Origin of the sequence: Xenorhabdus sp. PR6a (assembly GCF_028599065.1) — a bacterium.
Lineage (GTDB): Bacteria > Pseudomonadota > Gammaproteobacteria > Enterobacterales > Enterobacteriaceae > Xenorhabdus > Xenorhabdus doucetiae.
This window is the reverse complement of the sequence record NZ_JAQRFJ010000011.1, coordinates 58,589-80,514: the sequence shown is the minus strand read 5'-3', so window position 1 is coordinate 80,514 and position 21,926 is coordinate 58,589. Positions and strand designations below refer to the sequence as shown.

The 21,926-nt window shown below is 45.8% G+C and carries 20 protein-coding genes; 9 read left to right on the top strand and 11 right to left on the bottom strand.

Features of this window, described 5'->3' with window-relative positions; all coding sequences use genetic code 11:
• Window positions 1-2,243 (top strand): type VI secretion system ATPase TssH (gene tssH, locus PSI15_RS05055; protein ID WP_273582565.1); only part of this gene is annotated, 2,243 nt, incomplete at its 5' end.
• A gap of 161 nt (window positions 2,244-2,404) precedes the next feature.
• Here the strand turns inward: tssH and tyrR are convergent.
• The 6 genes from tyrR to pspA form a co-directional block, all read right to left on the bottom strand.
• The gene (tyrR, locus tag PSI15_RS05050) at window positions 2,405-4,000 is read right to left on the bottom strand and encodes a transcriptional regulator TyrR (protein ID WP_273582564.1); all 1,596 of its coding nucleotides are present in this window, start codon (window positions 3,998-4,000) and stop codon (window positions 2,405-2,407) included.
• 146 nt (window positions 4,001-4,146) lie between these two features.
• Complete coding sequence (locus tag PSI15_RS05045; RefSeq protein ID WP_273582563.1) at window positions 4,147-5,226, bottom strand: YcjF family protein; 1,080 nt, start codon at window positions 5,224-5,226, stop codon at window positions 4,147-4,149.
• Window positions 5,223-6,620, bottom strand: coding sequence for a YcjX family protein (locus PSI15_RS05040; RefSeq protein ID WP_273582562.1), 1,398 nt, complete (start codon window positions 6,618-6,620; stop codon window positions 5,223-5,225). Before PSI15_RS05040 ends, PSI15_RS05045 begins: the two co-directional genes overlap by 4 nt.
• 121 nt (window positions 6,621-6,741) lie before the next feature.
• Window positions 6,742-7,104 carry an envelope stress response membrane protein PspC gene (gene pspC / locus PSI15_RS05035; protein WP_273582561.1) on the bottom strand — a complete coding sequence of 121 codons (363 nt, stop codon included), beginning with the start codon at window positions 7,102-7,104 and terminating at the stop codon, window positions 6,742-6,744.
• Window positions 7,104-7,331, bottom strand: coding sequence for an envelope stress response membrane protein PspB (pspB, locus tag PSI15_RS05030; protein WP_273582560.1), 228 nt, complete (start codon window positions 7,329-7,331; stop codon window positions 7,104-7,106). Before pspB ends, pspC begins: the two co-directional genes overlap by 1 nt.
• Window positions 7,332-7,363: 32 nt before the next feature.
• Complete coding sequence (gene pspA, locus PSI15_RS05025) at window positions 7,364-8,035, bottom strand: phage shock protein PspA (protein WP_273582559.1); 672 nt, start codon at window positions 8,033-8,035, stop codon at window positions 7,364-7,366.
• A gap of 209 nt (window positions 8,036-8,244) precedes the next feature.
• Between pspA and pspF the strand changes: the two genes are divergently transcribed.
• The 7 genes from pspF to fabI all read left to right on the top strand — a co-directional run bounded on the left by pspF (window position 8,245) and on the right by fabI (window position 15,972).
• A complete protein-coding gene (gene pspF / locus PSI15_RS05020; protein ID WP_273582558.1) occupies window positions 8,245-9,288 on the top strand; it encodes a phage shock protein operon transcriptional activator in 1,044 nt (347 codons plus the stop codon).
• 312 nt (window positions 9,289-9,600) lie between these two features.
• Complete coding sequence (sapA, locus tag PSI15_RS05015; RefSeq protein WP_273582557.1) at window positions 9,601-11,340, top strand: ABC transporter substrate-binding protein SapA; 1,740 nt, start codon at window positions 9,601-9,603, stop codon at window positions 11,338-11,340.
• On the top strand, window positions 11,337-12,302 hold the full coding sequence (sapB, locus tag PSI15_RS05010) for a putrescine export ABC transporter permease SapB (protein WP_045970389.1): 966 nt from the start codon (window positions 11,337-11,339) through the stop codon (window positions 12,300-12,302). Before sapA ends, sapB begins: the two co-directional genes overlap by 4 nt.
• Complete coding sequence (gene sapC, locus PSI15_RS05005) at window positions 12,289-13,176, top strand: putrescine export ABC transporter permease SapC (RefSeq protein WP_273582556.1); 888 nt, start codon at window positions 12,289-12,291, stop codon at window positions 13,174-13,176. The genes sapB and sapC overlap by 14 nt, the downstream gene beginning before the upstream one ends.
• Window positions 13,176-14,168, top strand: a complete 993-nt coding sequence (gene sapD, locus PSI15_RS05000) for a putrescine export ABC transporter ATP-binding protein SapD (RefSeq protein WP_273582555.1) — start codon at window positions 13,176-13,178, stop codon at window positions 14,166-14,168. The genes sapC and sapD overlap by 1 nt, the downstream gene beginning before the upstream one ends.
• Complete coding sequence (gene sapF, locus PSI15_RS04995) at window positions 14,169-14,978, top strand: putrescine export ABC transporter ATP-binding protein SapF (RefSeq protein ID WP_273582554.1); 810 nt, start codon at window positions 14,169-14,171, stop codon at window positions 14,976-14,978.
• Window positions 14,979-15,183: 205 nt separating this feature from the next.
• The gene (gene fabI / locus PSI15_RS04990) at window positions 15,184-15,972 is read left to right on the top strand and encodes an enoyl-ACP reductase FabI (protein ID WP_273582553.1); all 789 of its coding nucleotides are present in this window, start codon (window positions 15,184-15,186) and stop codon (window positions 15,970-15,972) included.
• 98 nt (window positions 15,973-16,070) lie between these two features.
• Here the strand turns inward: fabI and pdxY are convergent, their stop codons facing one another.
• The 4 genes from pdxY to anmK all read right to left on the bottom strand — a co-directional run bounded on the left by pdxY (window position 16,071) and on the right by anmK (window position 20,508).
• Window positions 16,071-16,949: a pyridoxal kinase PdxY gene (pdxY, locus tag PSI15_RS04985; RefSeq protein WP_273582552.1), complete on the bottom strand. Its 879-nt coding sequence runs from the start codon at window positions 16,947-16,949 to the stop codon at window positions 16,071-16,073.
• Window positions 16,950-17,157: 208 nt separating this feature from the next.
• Window positions 17,158-18,429, bottom strand: a complete 1,272-nt coding sequence (gene tyrS / locus PSI15_RS04980; RefSeq protein WP_273582551.1) for a tyrosine--tRNA ligase — start codon at window positions 18,427-18,429, stop codon at window positions 17,158-17,160.
• 212 nt (window positions 18,430-18,641) lie between these two features.
• Window positions 18,642-19,295, bottom strand: coding sequence for a pyridoxamine 5'-phosphate oxidase (gene pdxH, locus PSI15_RS04975; RefSeq protein WP_273582550.1), 654 nt, complete (start codon window positions 19,293-19,295; stop codon window positions 18,642-18,644).
• A 103-nt stretch (window positions 19,296-19,398) separates the two neighbouring features.
• Window positions 19,399-20,508, bottom strand: a complete 1,110-nt coding sequence (gene anmK, locus PSI15_RS04970; RefSeq protein ID WP_273582549.1) for an anhydro-N-acetylmuramic acid kinase — start codon at window positions 20,506-20,508, stop codon at window positions 19,399-19,401.
• A gap of 335 nt (window positions 20,509-20,843) precedes the next feature.
• Here anmK and PSI15_RS04965 point away from each other — a divergent pair, with 335 nt between their 5' ends.
• Complete coding sequence (locus tag PSI15_RS04965) at window positions 20,844-21,317, top strand: glycine zipper 2TM domain-containing protein (protein ID WP_273582548.1); 474 nt, start codon at window positions 20,844-20,846, stop codon at window positions 21,315-21,317.
• Between the two features lie 80 nt (window positions 21,318-21,397).
• Here the strand turns inward: PSI15_RS04965 and slyA are convergent, their stop codons facing one another.
• Window positions 21,398-21,835 carry a transcriptional regulator SlyA gene (gene slyA / locus PSI15_RS04960; protein ID WP_273582547.1) on the bottom strand — a complete coding sequence of 146 codons (438 nt, stop codon included), beginning with the start codon at window positions 21,833-21,835 and terminating at the stop codon, window positions 21,398-21,400.
• Between the last annotated feature and the right edge of the window lie 91 nt (window positions 21,836-21,926).

The following is a 21,926-nucleotide window of genomic DNA, read 5'->3' as shown; positions in this document are numbered from 1 at the left end:
CCCCACAGTTTGAACACATTAATGCCGATACGCTGGTCGATAATTTCAACGCGATCTGTGGCAGCAGCGATGAAGCACAAGAGCGTGGACTCTCACCCAACCTATCATCCTCCCCTTCCCAAGCCATAAAACAGCCCACCACTGAGAGTGCCTTGCGGCAATATGGGCAAGATTTAACCGAGCGGGCTGGCAATGGTGAGATTGACCCGGTATCAGGGCGTGATGAAGAGATCCGCCAGATTATCGATATTCTGATGCGCCGCCGCCAAAATAATCCCTTGTTGACCGGCGAAGCCGGGGTGGGAAAGAGCGCAGTCATTGAAGGATTGGCGCTGCGGATCGCAGCCAATGAAGTTCCTCCCCCTCTGCAACATGTTCAACTTTGGCTACTGGATATCGGCATGTTACAGGCAGGTGCCGGGATCAGGGGGGAATTTGAATCCCGTCTGCGCAAAGTCATTGACGAAGTGCAATCCAGCCCGATCCCCATCATTCTGTTTATTGATGAAATCCATACGCTGATAGGCGCAGGCGGGCAACAGGGAACCGGTGATGCGGCCAATTTGCTAAAACCGGCATTGGCACGAGGCCAGTTACGCACACTTGGCGCGACCACTTGGTCAGAATACAAGAAACATATTGAAAAAGATCCTGCCCTTACCCGTCGTTTCCAAGTCGTCCAAATTCATGAACCCGATGAAACCAAAGCCCTTTTGATGCTGCGTAGCCTGGTCAAAACGCTGGAAAAACATCACCATGTCCTGTTACTGGATGAAGCCGTTGACGCTGCGGTACGCCTCTCTCATCGCTATATTCCCGCCCGCCAGTTGCCGGATAAAGCGGTGGCTCTGTTGGACACTGCTTGCGCCAGAGTTGCCATTAGCCAACACGCCGAACCTCCGCAATTGGAAAATTGCCGGCATCAGATTGAGGCGTTGAAGATTGAATTAGCTATTGTTGAACGGGAATCAAAAGTCGGGATCGGCAACCCACAACGGTCAGAATTCATCCTTGATGAGCTGGCCATATTGGAAGAACAGCGTATTGAGTTGGAAAACCGCTGGCAACAAGAACGCACACTGACCGATAAAATTATTCAACTGCAAGCCCAACTGCATGAACAACCATTTCATCAACAGCAACATGATGATATCCATGCCCGGCATACTGAGCTGCTGGCATTACAACAGCAATTAAAAACGTTGCAAGGAGAAACCCCGCTGATTTTTGCTTCGGTAGACAGCAATGTTGTTTCTGCCGTGATATCAGACTGGACGGGTATCCCACTTAGCCGCATGGTAAAAGACGAAATTGATGCGGTACTGCGCTTGGCGGATACCCTCAACCAACGTGTCATCGGGCAATACCATGCTTTGGAATTAATTGCGAAACGGGTGCGCACATCACGGGCTAAATTGGATGACCCCAATAAACCGGTTGGTGTGTTTATGCTCTGTGGCCCTTCCGGGGTCGGTAAAACCGAAACCGCGCTGGCACTGGCGGAAACGCTGTATGGCGGGGAGCAAAATCTGATTACCATCAATATGAGTGAATTTCAGGAAGCCCATACGGTATCCACGTTGAAAGGTGCCCCGCCGGGATATGTGGGCTACGGTGAAGGAGGCGTATTGACCGAAGCCGTGCGGCGGCGTCCCTACAGTGTGGTGTTACTGGATGAAATTGAAAAAGCTCATCCTGATGTGCATGAGATTTTCTTTCAGGTCTTCGACAAAGGTTGGATGGAAGATGGTGAAGGCCGCCACATTGATTTTCGCAATACGATTATTATCCTGACCTCCAATGTTGGCGCGGATTTAGTCAGTTCGCTCTATTTACAACAGAATTCCCTCCCCGATCCGGAAAAACTGACTACCGCCCTACGAAAACCTTTACTGCATGTCTTTCCTGCCGCCCTGCTGGGGCGTTTGATTGTCATTCCCTACTATCCATTGGGTGATAAGGTGATGGCAAGCATTGTTCATCTGCAATTAGACCGAATCAAAAAACGCTTACGGGAAAACCATGATATTGTCGCGAGCTTTGATGATGCCCTGATTGAATATATTGTTGACCGATGTACCGAAATCGAATCGGGTGGCCGCATGGTCGATGCCATCCTGACCAACTCCCTGCTACCTCAGATCAGCCAACTTTTGCTCTCTGCTAACGTGAATGATCAGCAATATCATCAACTGCAAGTTTCTCTCGAACAAGGTGAGTTTCAGTTTCGGTTGATGGACTGAGGTGGCCATAACGCCCAAAGCATCGTAGCGATGTTCATCATAGATGATCCCTCTTTGGGAAAGACGCCTGCCAATATCGAATATGAAAAAATTATCAATATTCGATCATTCAGCCAGAGATCATCTCTGGCTGAATAGTTAAAAGCCGTCAATCTTACTGATTATTCATCATCTTCATATTCAACTGAGTGTTTTTTACCACTTAAACCATACTCACGTAATTTATTCGCTATTGCAGTGTGAGAAACCCCCAGCCGTTTTGCCAGCTTGCGGGTACTGGGATAGTGGCGGTAAAGACGTGTCAGTACTGAACGTTCAAAACGCTTGCTGATGTCATCCAAAGAGCCCACCAGAATATCTTCATTAAAAGTTACCTCAGCGTCCAGATCAGGTAACTGAATATCCTGTGGGCTGAGTTTGCTGCTCTCAAGTTGGGTCAATGCCTGATATATGGCATTGCGAAGCTGCCTGACATTGCCCGGCCAATGATAACCACACAAAAATGGCGCTAGATCGGCAGAAAATTGAGGTTTCTGCAAGCCCTGTTCTTGCGCAAAGCGGGTAATAAAATAGTCCGTCAATGGCATGATATCCGCCTGACGTTCCCGCAAAGGGGGGATGGTGATGGTTAAAACATTCAGCCGATAATAGAGATCTTCACGAAATGCCCCTTTTTGTACTAACTCAACTAAGTTTTTCTGCGTGGCACAGATAATGCGGACATTCACTTTCACTTCATTCTCTTCACCGACCCGGCGAAATGTGCCGTCATTTAAGAAACGCAGTAATTTAGTCTGCATCTGTGGCGACATTTCACCGATTTCATCCAATAAAACCGTACCGCCACTCGCCTGTTCGAAGAAGCCTTTTTTGCCTTCCAGCGCATTGGGATAGGCGCCCGCCGCATAGCCAAACAGCTCACTTTCGACAACATCATCCGGCATGGAGGCACAATTTAACCCCAGAAACGGCTGTTTTCCCCTTGCGCTGCGCAAATGACAGGCTTTAGCAAATTCATCTTTCCCCGTCCCTGTTTCACCGATAAGCAGTAAGGGAACATCAAGCATTGCCATTTTACGTGCCTGCTCAACGACATGAACCATTTTGGGGCTGACCGCAATAATGTGTTCAAACGCGCCGTCATCATTGACGGTTAATGGTTTATGTGGCGACGCAATATGCACCGTTGAATGGTGTTCACCGCCCGCACGTAACATAATCACCGCCCCGACACACTTAATGGCCTGGCTTTCATCCGTTAACTGCATCGGGATAATATCCATCCCGTAATCTTGCCCCTTGATGGCGAGTTGGGCCGAATGGGGTTGATGATGCTCACTTTCAAGCCAGCGCAGGAAAGGATAATGGCTGATCAGATGGCCAATGTTTTTTTGGTTAATTTTTTCTTTACTGCAACCAAACAGTGCCAAAGCCGCGGAGTTAGCCAATTCAATATTGCCTTTCAGGTCAATAGAAAAGATAGGCTCAGGCACCGATTCCAACAGTGTCCACATCGCTCTGTGCTCTTTCTCTGACGGCATGAAGGCCACCGTCCTGACATCAATGACACCATTGATACGGCGAATTTCTGCCATCAAGCCACGGAAAATAGTGAAGTCAATTTGAGTAAAATTAAGGTAAATACGACGTGCAGGAGAAATTTCAATTCCTTTCAGGTCAATATTTCGTAAAACCAGTAAATCAAGTAATTCGCGGGTTAACCCGATTCGATCCTGACAAGTCACTTCCAATCGCATTTTTCTGACCTTATTGACACGATGTTCTTAACCGCCTGAAATGTTACCTGTTACGCTTCAAGAGATGAAGCCCTTGTCAGCAAAAGTTTACAAGAAAGTCAGGTGTCAAGCTGGGATAACAGTCACCATTCATTGGCTATTTTGGGCTACTTGCTGTTATCGGTGTCCTTGGCTGCCCCTTTGTGTTTCGTTGGTAACGTACTTTTAAGCTGAGCAAGCAACTGGTAACGAAAATCCCCTAATTTCGGCTTATCGCCATCAATCCACGGCAAGGGGCGACACAGCTCCATCGCTTTGATACCCAAACGCGCCGTCAGCAACCCGGCACCGATCCCTTGTGCAGCACGTGCAGAAAGGCGCGCCGCAATATCCTGTGACAACCAGTCCATGCCCACTTCCCTCACTAATTCTGATGCCCCGGCAAAGGCAATGTTCAGCAGGACTAAGCGAAATAAGCGGATGCGGCTGAAATAGCCTAATTCGATGCCATAAATTGCGGCAATGCGATTAATGAGGCGAATATTTCTCCACGCAATAAAGGCCATGTCCACAATCGCCAATGGGCTGACCGCGATCATTAACGCCGATTCCGCCGCAGAACGGCTGATCTCTTTTTTCGCCTGCCTGTCCAGGACTGGCTGAACACATTGGCTGTACAGCATGACAATTTCACGATCATTGTGGGTTTCATGCAAGACCGCCTGCCAACGTTGCAATGCCGGATGTTGTTGCCCGATACCCGCCTGTTCGGCCAGTTTTTCACAAAATTGCCTGCCTTTACCTATGCCATGACTTTGCAATAATGTTTTCGCCATATCCCGCTCTTCTGTACGCTGGCGCAACTGGTAAAGGTGCCGCCATTCCCTGATTACGCTGCCGATACCGGCAAAAACCATCATGCTGCCTGCCGCAGCCATGCCCAGTGCAATCCAATCCTGTTGCTGCCAGGCTTGATGGATCCACTGAACACATTGAGCAACAACACTCACGCCCAACAGCAGCACCGCCCCGGAAAAAACGGTTCGCCAAAAACTGCGTTTCGGTTTCAGTGCGGTATTCACTGCCCCTTCAAATTCACCTTCTCTCTCTTCCGCTTCCAGCTCTGGCATGGCCGGATAGAATGCTTCTTCCTGCCCGGTGAATTCTTGTTTTGATTTCAGCGGCGGCGGTGACGATGTTTGTGCCAGATCGTCAAAATCCCTTCTCGGTTTCAAGGGTTCGGTCATGTTAATTTGTCTCCCAATAAAAATTCCATCGCACTGTCCATGCGAATATGGGGTAACGGGCTATCGGCATTGATTTGCCTTGGCCGGAATGATTCGAAATGAAACCCTTGTTTTTGCCAAAATTCACTGTTTGGCAAGCGTTGTGGAACTTCTCCCGGAAAAAATGTCAGTAATTTATCATCTGACAAGCGATTTCCCTTGATGGCGGGGATTTTTTCCCCTTGATGAATAACCATGCCGCCCTCGGTTGCCTGAACCGATGCCAGCCCCGCACAATCCATGCTGATCCCTTCAAACGCCGCATTTCGCCACGCTTCCTGTACTAATTGCTGTAAAAGGGAAACCAGATTAGCATGTTGATCGGCCGTAATATGATCCGCTTTGCTGGCAGCAAACATGAGCTTATCGATGCAGGGCGAGAATAAACGACGAAACAGCGTTCGTTTGCCATAATGAAAACTCTGCATAAGTTGGGTCAATGCCAGCTGCATGTCATTGAAGGCTTGCGGACCACTATTCAAGGGTTGCAGACAATCCACCAGAACGATTTGCCGGTCAAAACGGAGGAAATGTTCTTTATAGAACCCCTTAACGATTTGATCACAATAATAAGCAAAACGCTCACGCAACATGCCTATGTTGGTGTGTTTGCCTGCTTTTGCTAATTGCGGCTCCCCGATTTGGTCAATGCCCGGCCACGGGAAAAATTGCAACGCCGGTGCGCCCGCCAGATCCCCCGGCAAGATAAAACGGCCGGGTTGAATAAAGTGCAATCCCTGCTGCTTGCACTGATGCAGGTAATCGGTGTAAGCCTGAGCGATTCCGGCAAGTAAATTTTCATCGGCAGGCGCCAATGGGTCACATTGCTGGCACAACGCTAACCACGGTTTCGCCCAATTTGCTCTTTCCCCTTTCAGTAATCCAAACATATGCCGTGACCACGCCAGATAATTTTGTTCCAGCATGGGTAAATCCAATAACCATTCGCCCGGATAATCGACGATTTCCAGATAAAGGGTGGATGTTTCCTTGAGGTAACGAAATAAAGCGTTTTCAGAACGATAGCGCAATGCCAAGCGTATTTCACTCACGCCACGTGTCGGCGTCGGCCAGTGAGGGGGGGTGTCATGTAATTCGGCCATGTTTTCATCATAGGCAAAACGCGGCACGCCAAAATCTCGCTGCGGCACACGTTTTACACCCAGTAAGCGCCCATCGCGCACGGCAGAAAACAGTGGCAATCTGGCCCCACTGTGAACATGCAGGAGTTGGTTGACCAAAGAGGTGATAAATGCGGTTTTTCCACTGCGACTTAATCCGGTTACCGCCAGTCGCAAATGACGGTCCATTCCACGATTAACGAGTGCTGTCAGTTCGTTTTGCAACCGTTTCATGTTGCTCCTCAATGGGAATACTGTGGATCAGTTTTATCCGGCCAGTCACATCGGTAAAATTTGCCATTATTTCCGCTGTTACTGACCAGATCACCTGTCGTTCTATTCTGGTTGCCCATATTCAGAGTTGGCGGAAACGGCTGCGCACGTTGTAAGTCTCTGAGGTAATATAGCGTTCCATTTGACGCAAACGCGCTTCGTTCGTTTTCAATTGATAGTCTACTTTATCCAACATACTTTGTGCTGATAGCCCGCTATTTTTTTCCTCTGTCAAATATCCCGCTGGTGCAGTCTCCATGACAAAGGTCAAGATAATATAAGCCAATACTGTTATGGCAAATAATCCAAAGAATAGTGATAAAACCGTGATAGTACGAATCAGAGGCGCGGGTACGCCAAAATAGTCTGCCAGCCCGGCGCAGACTCCCTTAACCATCCCCTGCTCTGGCAGACGATAAAGTTTCCGGCGGTATTGATTTGACATTATGACTGTCTCCAGTTTGGATGTTCTGCGTCAAGGATATCTTCTAACGTTTTGATCCGTTCCTGCATACGCCTGGCGTTCTCAGTCAATTGTTCCAAACGCTGAGTTTCGCTGTCTCCTAACTGACCGCGATGGCTGTTCTGGTTGCTGTAATGCAGCCACAACCAGATGGGCAAGACAAAAAGCACGAAAATGATCAGCGGGATGCCAAGAAATATATAGGCCATTATCTTTCCTTAGTGATGTATGACATGTGTCATTATTGTGGATCTTTGCTACTCATTTTAGCTTTCAAGGCCGCAAGTTGTGCATTGATTTCATCATCTGCTTTCAATTCGGCAAATTGCTGTTCGAGTGATTTCTTTTTACCTAACCCAAACGCTTCTGCCTCCGCTTCCATGTGGTCTATCCGGCGCTCAAACTGTTCGAAACGTGCCATGGCTTCATCGATTTTGCCGCTATCCAACTGACGACGGACTTGACGCGAAGATGCCGCAGCCTGATGGCGCAGTGTCAAGGATTGTTGCCTTGCACGCGCTTCGGTCAATTTATTTTCCAGCTCCGTCACTTCGCCTTTAATGCGTTCCAGCGTTTCATCCAGAATAGACAATTCGTGGGTAAGTGTTTCAACTAAGCCACTGACTTTTTGTTTTTCAATCAACGCTGCCCGCGCTAACTCTTCTTTACCCCGACTCAGAGCCAGTTCAGCCTTTTCTTGCCAGCCATCGATCTGGCTTTCCCCGATATTAATGCGGCGCAACAGTTGCTTTTTCTCTGCCAGCGAACGGGCGGAAGTTGAGCGAATTTCCACCAGCGTATCTTCCATTTCCTGAACCATTAAACGGATCATTTTCTGTGGATCCTCGGCCTTATCCAGCAAAGAGGAGATGTTAGCATTCACGATATCAGCAAAACGAGAAAAAATACCCATAGTCATAAACCTCTTTCATTAGAATGTATGTATGTTATGCCTGTGCATGGTTAAACCAAATACACGATAAGACGCTTAATTAAATACAAGATACATGCCAACTTTTTTAGTTTACTTATCTGATTGAAATAACTTAATTAATTTTTATTTGCTTTTTTATTTCAATCAGCTAACTTGGTTAAATTGACTAACTTTTGGCGAAAAATACCATGTCTGAGTTTATTGATAACCTATTAGGTGAAGAAAACTGTTTTATTGAAATTTTGGAACAAGTCTCCGCATTGGCTAAGTTGAATAAACCGGTTTTAGTTCTGGGGGAACGAGGAACAGGCAAGGAGTTAATTGCCCGTCGCTTACATTATCTTTCTCCGCGTTGGCAGGGTCCTTTTATTTCACTGAACTGTGCAGCGCTCAATGAAAATCTGCTTGATTCAGAGCTGTTTGGCCATGAGGCCGGCGCATTTACCGGCGCGCGTTCAAAACACCAAGGGCGCTTTGAACGCGCTGATGGCGGAACTTTGTTTCTTGATGAACTCGCTACGGCTCCCATGCAAGTGCAGGAGAAACTCCTGCGTGTCATTGAATATGGCCACTTAGAGCGGGTCGGCGGTACTCAATCATTACAAGTTGATGTCCGTTTAATTTGTGCAACCAACGAGGATTTACCGGCTATGGCTGCCAGCGGGAGATTCAGGGCTGATTTGCTCGACAGGCTTGCGTTTGATGTGGTTCTCATTCCACCATTGCGCCAGCGACAACAGGATATTATGTTACTGGCGCAGAATTTTGCGATTCAGATGTGTCGTGAGTTGGATCTGCCCTTTTTCCCCGGATTTACGGACAAGGCCAAGCAACAGTTACTTTCCTATCACTGGCCCGGCAATGTTCGTGAATTAAAAAATGTTATCGAACGTTCCATTTACCGACATACTCTTGATCGACACGCTGCTGGCCAACATAGCAATCATGAAAATGAATTAAATACGATTATTATCAACCCCTTTTCATCACAACAATCTGTCCCACCACCTGCTAATCGCGAAACTATCCATTATTTCCTTCCCCAATTACCTCTCGATTTAAGACAATGGCAAAACGATAGCGAAAAGCGTTTAATCATACGAGCTCTGGCAGAGAGTCAATTTAATCAGAAAAGAGCGGCTGACAAACTTAATTTGACTTATCACCAGTTACGCGGGTTAGTCAAAAAACACCATCTTAATGTGAATAACGACATTAATAGCAACCACTAAAGATAAGCCGTTCTGAGGTCAAGGGATTGATAGGGAGATAAAAAAATAGCCGGCACCCGAGCCGGCTAATAAAATACTGGAAGCAATGTGAGCAATGTCGTGCCTTTCCTGAGATGACAGCTTTAGCATTACAAGGATTCGTATTGCAGGGTGTCCCTCCGAAAGCACATGAGAATGATAATGCTTCTCAGTTGTTTTTGTAAAGCACTTTCTTGAGAAGATTTCTCACTATCGTGATCTGGCCGTTGTTTTTAGTAAAAAGCGTCAATTAAGTTACAATAGCCAAACTCTTTTTTATGACTGACATTTTATATGCGCTATTTGATTTACTGGATCATCTTATTGATTTCCACCCCGACGATGGCGGCCAAGAATGCTACTCCAGAAACACTTGCGGAACCCATCCCAGAATTCATTAAAACGAGCTCTGAATTGAGGCCAAACAACACCTCAGAAAGCCTGTCTCATATTTCAGCGAACCTACGGCAAAACAGCTTTATCTATTGTGTTAATGGCAATTTGAATACGTTCAATCCCCAAATGGCGATCAGCGGGTTGGCCGTGGATACGCTTGCCGCACAGATTTATAATCGCCTGCTAGGCGTCGATCCCCTAACTTATCGTCTGGTTCCTGAACTGGCTGCTGATTGGGAAGTTCGGGACAATGGTGCAACCTACCGATTTTATCTGCGTCACCATGTTGCTTTCCAATCAACCGATTGGTTTACCCCGACCCGCACGATGAACGCGGATGATGTTGTTTTCAGTTTTCGCCGCGTTTTCGATAAAACACATTATTATCATGATATTAATGGTGGTTATTATCCCTATTTTGATAGCTTGCAATTTGGTGATTCAGTCAAGGATATTGAGAAAATCGACAAATATACGGTTGAATTTCGCCTCAATGCTCCCGATGCCTCTTTTCTCTGGCACCTGGCAACCCATTATGCCCCTATCTTGTCGCAGGAATATGCGCAAAAATTGCAGCAAGTGAATCGGCAGGGGCAAATAGATTGGAAACCAGTCGGAACCGGTCCCTTCATGCTGGAAGATTATCAGATGGATCAATTTATCCGCCTTGTTCGCCATGATAACTATTGGAAAGGCAAGCCGCGCATGGAACAGGTTGTGATAGATACCGGCGCGGGTGGCACAGGCAGGATCTCAAAACTGCTCACCGGGGAATGCGATGTATTAGCTTATCCCGATGCTAACCAGTGGAACATTCTGCATGATGATCCCAATTTACGTCAGACATTACGCTCAGGCATGAATATTGCTTATCTGGCTTTTAATACCAGTAAGCCACCGTTGGATCAGTTAGCTGTTCGCCAAGCCATTGCCTATGCCATCAATAACCAACGCCTGATGAAGTCCATTTATTATGGTACGGCAGAGACAGCGGCTTCTATTTTGCCCCGTGCATCATGGGCGTATGATAACCGTGCTGAAGTCACCGAATACAATCCTGAAAAATCCCGCCAGATATTACATAACCTGGGGTTAAGTGGACTGGAGTTAACGTTATGGGTGCCAACGGCTTCACAAGCCTATAATCCAAGCCCGCTGAAAATGGCGGAGCTGATTCAGGCAGATCTGGCACAAGTTGGCATTAAGATCGCTATCCGTCCCGTCGAAGGCCGTTTTCAGGAAAACCAGTTGATGGATAAGACTCACGATATGACACTGGCAGGCTGGTCTACTGACAGCAACGATCCGGATAGTTTTTTCCGTCCATTATTAAGTTGCGCCGCCATTGCGTCACAAACGAATCTCAGCCGTTGGTGCAGTTCAGTTTTTGATGATGCCTTACGTCAAGCCTTATTGAATCAACAACTGGCTTCACGCATCAAAAATTATCATGTTGCCCAAGAAATTCTCGCGCAACAATTACCCGTCTTGCCACTGGCTTATGCGATGCGTTTGCAAATCTCGCGTTATAACATCAAAGGATTGGTACTCAGCCCATTTGGCAATAGCGCCTTTGACCGAGTTTACCGTGAACAGGAAACCGACATTTCCGATGAAAATAATAAGGGAAGCAAATGATTATTTATATCTTACGTCGTTTGCTGATTCTGGTTGTGACGCTGTTTTTTCTTTCATTAATCAGTTTCAGCCTGATGTATTTCACCCCTCATGGTACGTTGAGTGGTGCATCGCTGTCAGACGCCTATGTCTACTATTTCCGCAGCTTGCTCCAATGGGATTTTGGTATTTCCAGAATTAATGGGGAACGCATTATTGAGCAACTGTATGCGGTGCTTCCTGCCACGATGGAGCTGTGTGTCCTTTCATTTTCCATCGCGTTGTTAATCGGTATCCCGCTTGGGATTATTGCCGGTGTCTGGCGCAACAAAAAAGCCGATATCATTATCAGCACATTTGCCCTGTGTGGTTTTTCCATTCCGGTCTTCTGGCTGGCTTTGCTGCTGACCCTGCTTTTTTCACTTTATTTGGGCTGGCTACCGGTTTCGGGACGGTTTGATTTGCTCTATCGGATGGAGCCGGTAACCGGTTCCGCCCTGATTGATGCTTGGCTGTCCAAAGCACCTTATCGCAATGAAATGATCATGAGTGTGATCCTGCATATGATCCTGCCTGTTATCACACTGGCCGTCGCCCCGACGACGGAAGTTATCCGTTTGATGCGTAACAGTACGGAAGAGGTTTCAGGCGAAAACTATATCAAATCAGCAGCAACACGGGGTCTATCCCGGCTGACTATCATCCGCCGTCACTTACTGCATAACGCTTTGCCTCCCATCATTCCTAAGCTGGGATTACAATTTTCAACCATGCTCACATTAGCGATGGTGACAGAGCAGGTCTTTAACTGGCCAGGTTTAGGACGTTGGCTCATCACTGCTATCCGCCAGCAGGATTATTCCGCAATCTCAGCCGGCGTTATGGTAATAGGAACGCTGGTTATTTCAGTGAATATTCTGACAGATATTATTGGAGCAATGGCTAATCCCTTGAAGCATAAGGAATGGTATGCCCTTAGATAATTTTTACCGAGAAAAGAAAATGCCGTCGCCATCGAAAGTTATCTGGCGATTCTTCTATGCGGATATATTGGCAATGATGGGTTTTTATGGGGTATTAATTTTAATGACACTAAGCCTGTTAGGAAATTACCTTGCCCCATACCGGCTTGATCAACAATTTATGGCTCAACTTATGCCACCTTCATGGTCGCATCACGGCAATGTCGCTTTCTTCCTCGGAACTGACGATCTTGGCCGCGATATTTTCAGCCGTTTATTGATTGGCACATCATCCACATTTGGCGGTGCATTGGTTGCTACTGCGGCAGCGGCCATTGTCGGATTAATCATCGGTAGCCTTGCCGGCATGACTCATGGGTTAAAGTCGGCCATTCTGAACCATATTCTTGATACCTTGCTCGCTATTCCTTCATTGCTACTGGCTATCATTGTCGTGGCCTTTGTTGGCGCCAGCCTGCACCATGCCATGATTGCCATTTCGCTGGCACTACTGCCAAGAATAGTACGTACCGTTTATACTGCTGTACATGACGAACTGGATAAAGAGTACATTATCGCAGCACGTCTGGACGGCGCGTCAAACTACCATATTTTACGCTACGCTGTTCTTCCCAATATCACGGCGGTGATAGTCAGTGAGTTAACCCGTGCTCTCTCCATCGCTATTCTTGATATTGCTGCGCTGGGGTTTCTCAATCTGGGTGCTCAATTGCCCTCCCCCGAATGGGGAACCATGTTGGGAGGCTCATTAGAATTGATCTATGCCGCCCCCTGGACTGTGATGTTGCCCGGAGCCGTTATTATGCTGAGTGTTCTGTTGGTTAATTTACTGGGTGACGGCCTTCACCGCGCGATTAACGCAGGAGTCGAATAATGCCATTACTTGATATTCGAAACCTCACCATTGAATTTATGACAGCAGAAGGTCCCGTTAAGGCTGTTGACCGAATGAGTATTTCGCTGACAGAAGGTGAAATTCTGGGTTTGGCTGGCGAATCAGGTTCAGGTAAGAGTTTGATCGCCAAAGCGATTTGTGGTGTTGCAAAAGATAACCTCAAAGTGACCGCTGATCGTTTCCGTTTTAACGATATTGATTTATTGCGCCTGACACCGCGACAGCGCCGTAAGGTGATTGGTCACAATATTTCAATGATTTTTCAGGAGCCACAGTCATGTCTCGATCCATCAGAAAACGTGGGTAAACAGATCATTCAATCTATTCCTGGATGGACGTATAAGGGTCGCTGGTGGCAGAGAGTTAACTGGCGAAAACGCCGTGCAATTGAGTTATTGCACCGCGTTGGTATTAAAGATCACGATGACATTATGCACAGCTACCCTTATGAATTAACAGAAGGTGAATGTCAAAAAGTGATGATTGCCATTGCCCTCGCCAATCAACCCCGATTGTTGATTGCTGATGAGCCAACCAATGCAATGGAACCCACGACACAGGCGCAAATCTTCCGTTTACTGTCGAGCCTGAATCAGAACAATAACATGACCATCCTGTTAATCAGTCATGACCTGCAAATGATGAGTAAACTGGTCAAACGCATCAATGTGCTGTATTGCGGTCAAACCGTGGAAAGTGCCACCCCCGATGAGCTGCTGCTGAAACCTTATCATCCCTATACGCAAGCACTGATCCGTTCAATTCCTGATTTTGGTAGTCCGTTACCACACAAAAGCAGGCTAAATACGTTGCCTGGCGCTATTCCATCACTGGAACATCTGCCGGTAGGTTGCCGTTTAGGACCACGCTGTCCTTATGCACAGAAAACCTGCATTGCAACCCCACGATTACGGGTGATTAAGAACCATACATTCGCCTGCCATTTCCCTTTGAATATGGAGGAACCGTAAGTGGTTGAAACATTACTGGAAGTGAAAAACCTGACGAAAACATTTCGCTATCAAATGGGATTATTTCGCCGTCATCATCTTGACGCCGTAAAACCCGTGAGCTTTATCCTGCAACCGAAAAAAACACTGGCTATCCTTGGTGCAAATGGCTCCGGTAAATCCACATTAGCAAGAATGTTATCGGGGGTTATTGAACCAACGTCAGGTGAAATTCTGATTAATGGTCATAAACTGTCTTACGGGGATTACAGCTATCGCAGCCAGCGCATTCGCATGATTTTTCAGGACCCCAGTACATCACTGAATCCTCGTCAGCGCATTGGCCAAATTCTGGATATGCCGTTAATCCTGAATACCGAGCTATCCCCCTCTGAACGGGAAAAACGCATCAACCAAACATTGCGTCAGGTTGGTCTACTGCCAGATCATGCCAATTATTATCCACATATGCTCGCATCAGGGCAGAAACAGCGTGTGGCGTTGGCACGGGCGTTAATATTGCAACCACAAATCATTGTTGCAGATGAAGCACTGGCTTCCCTTGATATGTCGATGCGTTCCCAAATCATTAACCTGATGCTGGAATTACAGGAAAGGCACGATATTTCATATATTTACGTTACACAACATCTCGGTATGATGAAACATATCAGCGATCAGGTGCTGGTGATGCACCAAGGGGAAGTTGTCGAGCGTGGTAATACGGCAGAAGTTCTGGCCTCTCCGTTGCATGATATTACCCGCAAATTGATAGCCAGCCATTTTGGTGAAGCCCTGTCTGCCGAAGCATGGCGCCAGGATATCATCTAATGTTTTTATTGGATGCATTTTAATCACTGCTCGGAACAGCATGGGAAACTCACCACATTTCCCTCCGCCGTGGTAGAATCATCTGTGTTTATTCATCATAAATACCACAGTCATGGCTAGCTATTGGTTATTTCCGTTTGCCATGACTTTTGGTGTTTGATCACAAAGAACAATTTTGATCACAAAGAACAATAAGGATACTGCTATGGGTTTCATGACCGGCAAGCGCATTCTCATTACTGGCGTCGCCAGCAAACTGTCTATCGCTTATGGAATTGCCAAGGCAATGCACGATCAAGGCGCAGAGCTGGCTTTTACCTACCAAAATGACAAGTTGAAACCTCGTGTCGAAGAATTCGCTGCATCCCTGAATTCAAATATCGTTCTGCCATGTGACGTGGCTGAAGATGAAAGTATCGACGCATTATTCGTTGAACTGGGTAAAGTCTGGCCTAAATTCGATGGTTTTGTTCACTCTATCGGTTATGCACCGGCTGATCAACTTGATGGTGATTATGTGAATGCTGTCAGCCGTGAAGGTTTCAAAATTGCACATGACATCAGTGCGTATAGCTTCGTTGCCATGGCGAAAGTCTGCCGCAAGATGCTAAATCCAGGTTCCGCCCTGCTTACCTTGAGCTATCTGGGTGCAGAACGTGCCATTCCTAACTATAACGTTATGGGTCTGGCGAAAGCCTCTCTGGAAGCAAACGTGCGTTATATGGCCAATGCAATGGGTACTGAAGGGGTTCGCGTCAATGGTATTTCTGCTGGCCCAATCCGTACTCTGGCGGCTTCTGGTATCAAAGACTTCCGTAAGATGCTGGCACACTGTGAAGCAGTGACACCCATTCGCCGCACTGTGACAACAGAAGATGTCGGTAATGCTGCTGCCTTCTTGTGCTCAGATCTGGCTGGAGGTGTTTCTGGTGAGATTTTGCATGTTGATGGTGGTTTCAGCATCGCTGCCATGAATGAGCTAGAGTTAAAATAAATAACTCCCCGATATATTAAAGAGAGTCCCACCCATAAATGATGGTTGGGACTCATCGGTATATGCCGGAAGCATAATTTCACGGACAATTTTCAGTGTTAGTCTATTCTTACAGCATGAAATTGATGTTCTGGTATGACCATCCTATCTTGCGCAGCAACAATCTGTAATTCATATTCCTCACTCTTTTGCGTTTCCAACATCACTTCATAGACTGCAGCTGCAACATGTTCTAAAGCCGCTTGCAGTGCCTCATTTGTTAAAGATGGGCTTTTCAACAGATTAACGAGAAACAAACCACTGGTTAGGTCACCAACACCAACGGGCTGACGTGCCCCTGTATCAATTAATGGACGGCTAACGTGCCAACTATGTTCTTTCGTCACCAAAAGCATTTCAAAACAATCTGCCTGATAACCTGCGTGGCTTAAATGCTTAACCAATACAATTTTAGGACCTTTTTCACATAACTCACGAGCTGCGGATATAGCTTGTTCTACACTGCCAATTTTCCGCATAGTCAGTGTTTCAAGTTCCAACAAATTAGGTGCGATAATATCACTATCAGGTAATGCCTTTTCACAGAAGAATTCAGCAACCCCAGGAGCAACGATACATCCTTTTTCTGGATGTCCCATGACAGGGTCACAGAAATACCAGGCATCAGGATTGGCTTTTTTAACCTGCTTCACGATATCAAGGATATCATTCCCCTGCTCCGCAGAACCAATATAACCACTCAAGACTGCATGACAGGAGGCCAGTTTATGAATTTCACCAATTCCCTGCACAATTTCAGTCAAATGTTCCGGCGGCATCACACAACCACGCCATTGAGGATATTGGGTATGGTTTGAAAATTGAACTGTATTTAATGCCCATACGTTCACCCCCATACGACGCATTGGAAAAACAGTCGCGCTGTTTCCTGCATGACCAAAGACAACATGAGACTGAATTGAAAGAACATTGTTCATGATAAGGCCTGGTTTATTATTTTTGATTTATGGATAGATAATAAATAGCATTCCAAAATTGTCGATCACTGCTTTACTCCTCGCAGCGCAAGGAGTAAAGCATCCTAATAATTTGAGTGTATCACTATTATGGAAACCTATTTTTTTATAAAGATGCCAGATACATTAAGGGCAACATGATTGTTGCCCTTAATAATATATTAATTAGTTATTTCCAAGTGATAAGGCAATAATGTTTCTTGCCACGACGTAACAAACTATAACGCCCAAACAAACAATCACTCTCGGCAAAGACATACATCGGTTCGGATTGTTTTTCACCGTTGATGGAAACCGCATTAGAACTAATCATAGTACGAGCCTGCCCGCGGGAAGGAACAAATTCGGCTGTGACCAGCGCTTGTTGCAGGTCAGCGTCTTTTTCAAGTTCAATGGCCGGCATACCATCTTGTGCCAATTGAGCGAAATCATCTTCAGTCAAATCAGCAATGGCTCCGGAGAACAAACTCTCCGTGATACGCTTCGCTGCGGCAAGACCTTTTTCACCATGCACCATACCCGTCACTTGTTCCGCCAGTACATATTGGGCACGTGGCGCTTTACCGCTGTTTTTATCTTCTTCTTCCAGTGCATTAATCTCTTCAATATCCATGAAAGTAAAGAATTTCAGGAAACGGTAAACATCCGCATCCGCAGTGTTAATCCAGAACTGGTAAAATTTGTACGGGCTGGTTCTTTTCGGATCTAACCAAACGGCGCCACCTTCTGTCTTGCCAAATTTAGTTCCGTCTGATTTAGTGATCAGTGGCACCGTCATACCAAACACTTGTTTTTGGTGTAAGCGACGAGTCAAATCGATACCGGAAGTAATGTTTCCCCACTGGTCTGAGCCACCAATCTGTAATTCAACACCATATTTTCCATTCAGGTTTGCAAAGTCATAGGACTGCAAGAGGTTATAAGAAAATTCAGTGTACGAAATGCCAACATCATCACGGTTAAGACGCTGTTTTACCGCTTCTTTGTTGATCATCTGGTTTACGGAGAAATGCTTACCGATATCACGCAAGAAAGCCAGTACATCCATTTGGCCAAACCAGTCGTAATTGTTGGCTAACTCTGCACCATTTTCGCCCTCAAAACTCAGGAACGGGGAAACCTGGTTACGAATTTTTTCAACCCACTCTTTGACCGTGTTTTCTGTGTTTAATTTGCGTTCAGTTGCTTTAAAACTGGGATCACCAATCAAACCTGTCGCCCCACCGACCAACGCAATAGGCTTGTGCCCAGCAAGTTGGAATCGTTTTAAACACAGCAAGGGAACCAGATGACCCAAATGCAAGCTGTCAGCGGTAGGATCGAAGCCACAATAGAGAGAAACCGGACCTTGCGCCAGTCTCTCCGCTAACGCCTCTTCATCCGTTACCTGGGCAACAAGGCCCCGCTCTTGCAGTTGTTTAATCAGGTTATTGCTAGACATTAATGACTCCATCGGTTTGTATACTTTACCTATATATCTATACCCTGCTTTCACGTTGCTGCTCTGTTATACGCCGCCACTTGAAATCTATTGGGTATATAAGCGTCTCGTTATAAATCAAGTGCTATAGCATAAAACGCCAGTAATATAAGTGCCAGTATTAAAAACAGTAATTACTCCTTTCACTTTGCAATTCACTGCTTATCGGCTGTTTAAGGCGCCAAACGGTCAACATGCCACTTATCACCTTCACGCTGATATAAAAAACGATCATGAAGACGATGAGCACCGCCCTGCCAGAATTCGACTGAATCAAACTCGACCTTAAATCCGCCCCAGAAACTGGGGAGAGGGACTTCACCGTTCTGGAATTTTTGTTTCAACTCCAAAAATTTCCCTTCCAAAATCCCTCTGGCAGAAATCTTCGAAGATTGCTGAGACGCCCAGGCTGCAATTTGGCTATCCCTCGGACGACTATGAAAATATTTCATCACCTCAATTGGAGACAAACGTTCAGCTTTGCCGAGAAAACTGACCTGTCGTTCCAATTGATACCAGGGAAAGTGGAGACTGATCCGATTATTCTGAGCCAGATGTTTTGCCTTGCGACTGCCAAGATTGGTATAGAAGACCAGATTATGAGCATCAAAATGTTTTAACAGAACAATGCGTTGATAAGGCTGCCCTTGTTCATCCACGGTAGCAATGCACATTGCTGTCGGATCACTGAGTTTCGCTTCACAAGCCTGTTTTAACCAATGCTCAAAAAGCTCAATAGGTTCTTCAGTAAGATCTTTTCGCCTTAACCCACCACGTATATATTCACGGCGCAGTTCTGCGATAGCCATTTCATTATCTTCTGACATTTCTAACTCTCTATTTATTAATGAGTATTAGCATATCATTGTTATCTGCTAGCTCACTGTCTTCTAATCAGGGTTATCTGTTAACTGGATATTATTCAAACGATTATCTGACAACCGGATAAATTGCCCCTAAAATCGTTTCTCTATCCGCACCAGTAACTGATGGCAAGTTACCAGATTGTCCTGACATGGTTCGGAATGCCAGCCAGGCAAATGCCAACGCTTCCATGTCATCACCACTCAAACCATATTTATCTGTCGTCGCCACTTCTGTACCCGGCAATAAAACCGATAACCGATTCATCACAAGTGGATTACGTGCCCCGCCGCCGCATACCAGAAGACGGTCACACCGACCATTTAGCATGACTTGTTGAGCAATGCTTACCGCCGTTAATTCAGCCAATGTGGCTTGAACATCCACGGGGGTAATATCAGGAAAATCAACCAACTGTTGTTCCAACCATGCCATATTAAAGTATTCACGCCCTGTACTCTTCGGGGCAGTACGCGCGAAATAGGGATCAGACAGCATTTTTTGCAGCAAAGGTTCATTGACCGTACCTTCACTGGCCCACAGCGCATCTTTGTCGTAAGGTAACTGCTTATGCCGCCATGTCCAGGCATCCATCAACATGTTGCCCGGCCCGGTATCATAGCCTTTAACGGCAGAATTAGGCAGCAGTGCTGAGATATTGGCTATTCCACCGATGTTTAAAATGACCCGCCTTTCGGTAGGATGCCCCAATACCGCCATATGGAATGCCGGCACCAAAGGTGCTCCCTGACCACCATAAGCCATGTCACGCCGCCTGAAGTCACCAACGGTGGTAATGTTAGTCAGTGCGGCTACACGGTTATTGTCACCGATTTGCATGGTAAACGGTTTTTCACCGTCCGGCTCATGCCATACGGTCTGCCCATGACACCCGATTGCGGTGATATCATTTGCAGTTATCCCGGCTTTATTCAACAATCCTTGAACCGCTTCTGCGAAGAGAGTACCAAGCTCATAGTCAAATCTTCCGACCATTGATAATGTCGTCTGCTGCCCTTGACAAATGGAAAGTAATCTTTGCTTAAGCTCTTGCGGAAAAGGATGGCTATAACTGACTTGTTGAGTCACGGCTTTATTGCTAATCTCCGCCAAAATAACATCAACACCATCCATGCTGGTGCCAGACATCACACCAATATAACGTCCTGAATTCATAAATATTCCTCTATTAAATAACGGATTACATTTGACACGTGGATTACATTCAATCTTGCGTAAACTATAAAGCACATCTATTCGGACTATATATGTTTAATGAACATGATTAGAGATAAAATCTGAGTTTTGGAAAGCGCTTCACAAAACATGCTAAGCTTTTGGTCAGGAATTATTCCTTCCAGCGTTTATTGGAAGCATTTATTATATTATGTAGATATATACCATCAGTGGCCGACAAATTGATGAGGTCTGTTGCTGACGAGAGTAGCCGAGCGCTTGGTTATAAGTTTATTATCAAGCTTCCCTATCGGACATTAAAATTAGGAGTAACTATGTTAAAACGTTTCCTGGTTGGTGTAGCTGTCGCAACCACGTTATCCGGTTGTGCAGACATGGGAGCACTTTCTAGTGATACTTACTCTATTAATCAGGCCAAACAAGCTCAAACAGTAACCTATGGTACCATTCTGTCTGTACGTCCCGTTAAGATTAAAGGTAACCAAACTGGTGATCCTAATATGTTAGGTCTCATTGGTGGTGCTGTTTTGGGAGGGCTGCTAGGTAATACGGTTGGTGATGGTTCTGGTCAAAAACTTGCCGCAGCGGCAGGTGCCATTGCTGGCGGTCTGGCTGGGCAAGGAGTAGAAGGCGCTTTAAACCAAACGAAAGGTGTTGAGTTAGAGATTCGTATGGACAGTGGAAAAAGCGTCATCGTCGTGCAAAAGTTAGACAACGTTATATTCAACAAAGGACAACGAGTCAGGATCGCAAACAGTGGAGACTCTTTGACTGTATCACCACTCTGAGATGTCCAAATAACACAAGACTAAAAAATCGCGGTTTATCCATAATGGATCTGAACCGCGATTTTATTATAGGTTAATTTTTATATTACCTGTTTGTGCAATTGGTTAATATTTTTTTCAATTTTCTTTATTACAGAAGCAAGCAGAATTAACTCATCATGAGTAATTCCCTGCAAAATTTCTTTTTTTGTCGAAGCAATAACACTATCCACTTCTCTAATAAAAGTTTCCGATTCTCTGGTTAATTTGATTCTTTTTGCACGTCGATCATTGGCACATGTATGGCGTGTGATCAATTTTTTTTCTTCTAATTGATCAAGTGTTCTTACCAAAGAGGGTTGCTCAATACCAATCGCTTTTGCGAGCTGTATCTGTGACTGCTCTGGCGGCAGTTGACTAATATTGTATAGAGTAACCCAATGTGTCTGAGTTAATTTCAACGGTTTTAAACGATGATCAATTAAAGCGCGCCAAACACGGACTACACGTGCCAGATCTGATCCCAATGTCAATTCCAATTACCCCTCCTTATAATTAGAGACTCATATAACATCAATGAATTATCCAATCAGTTTATTCATCTGAATAATGGATACGCACCTATATCAT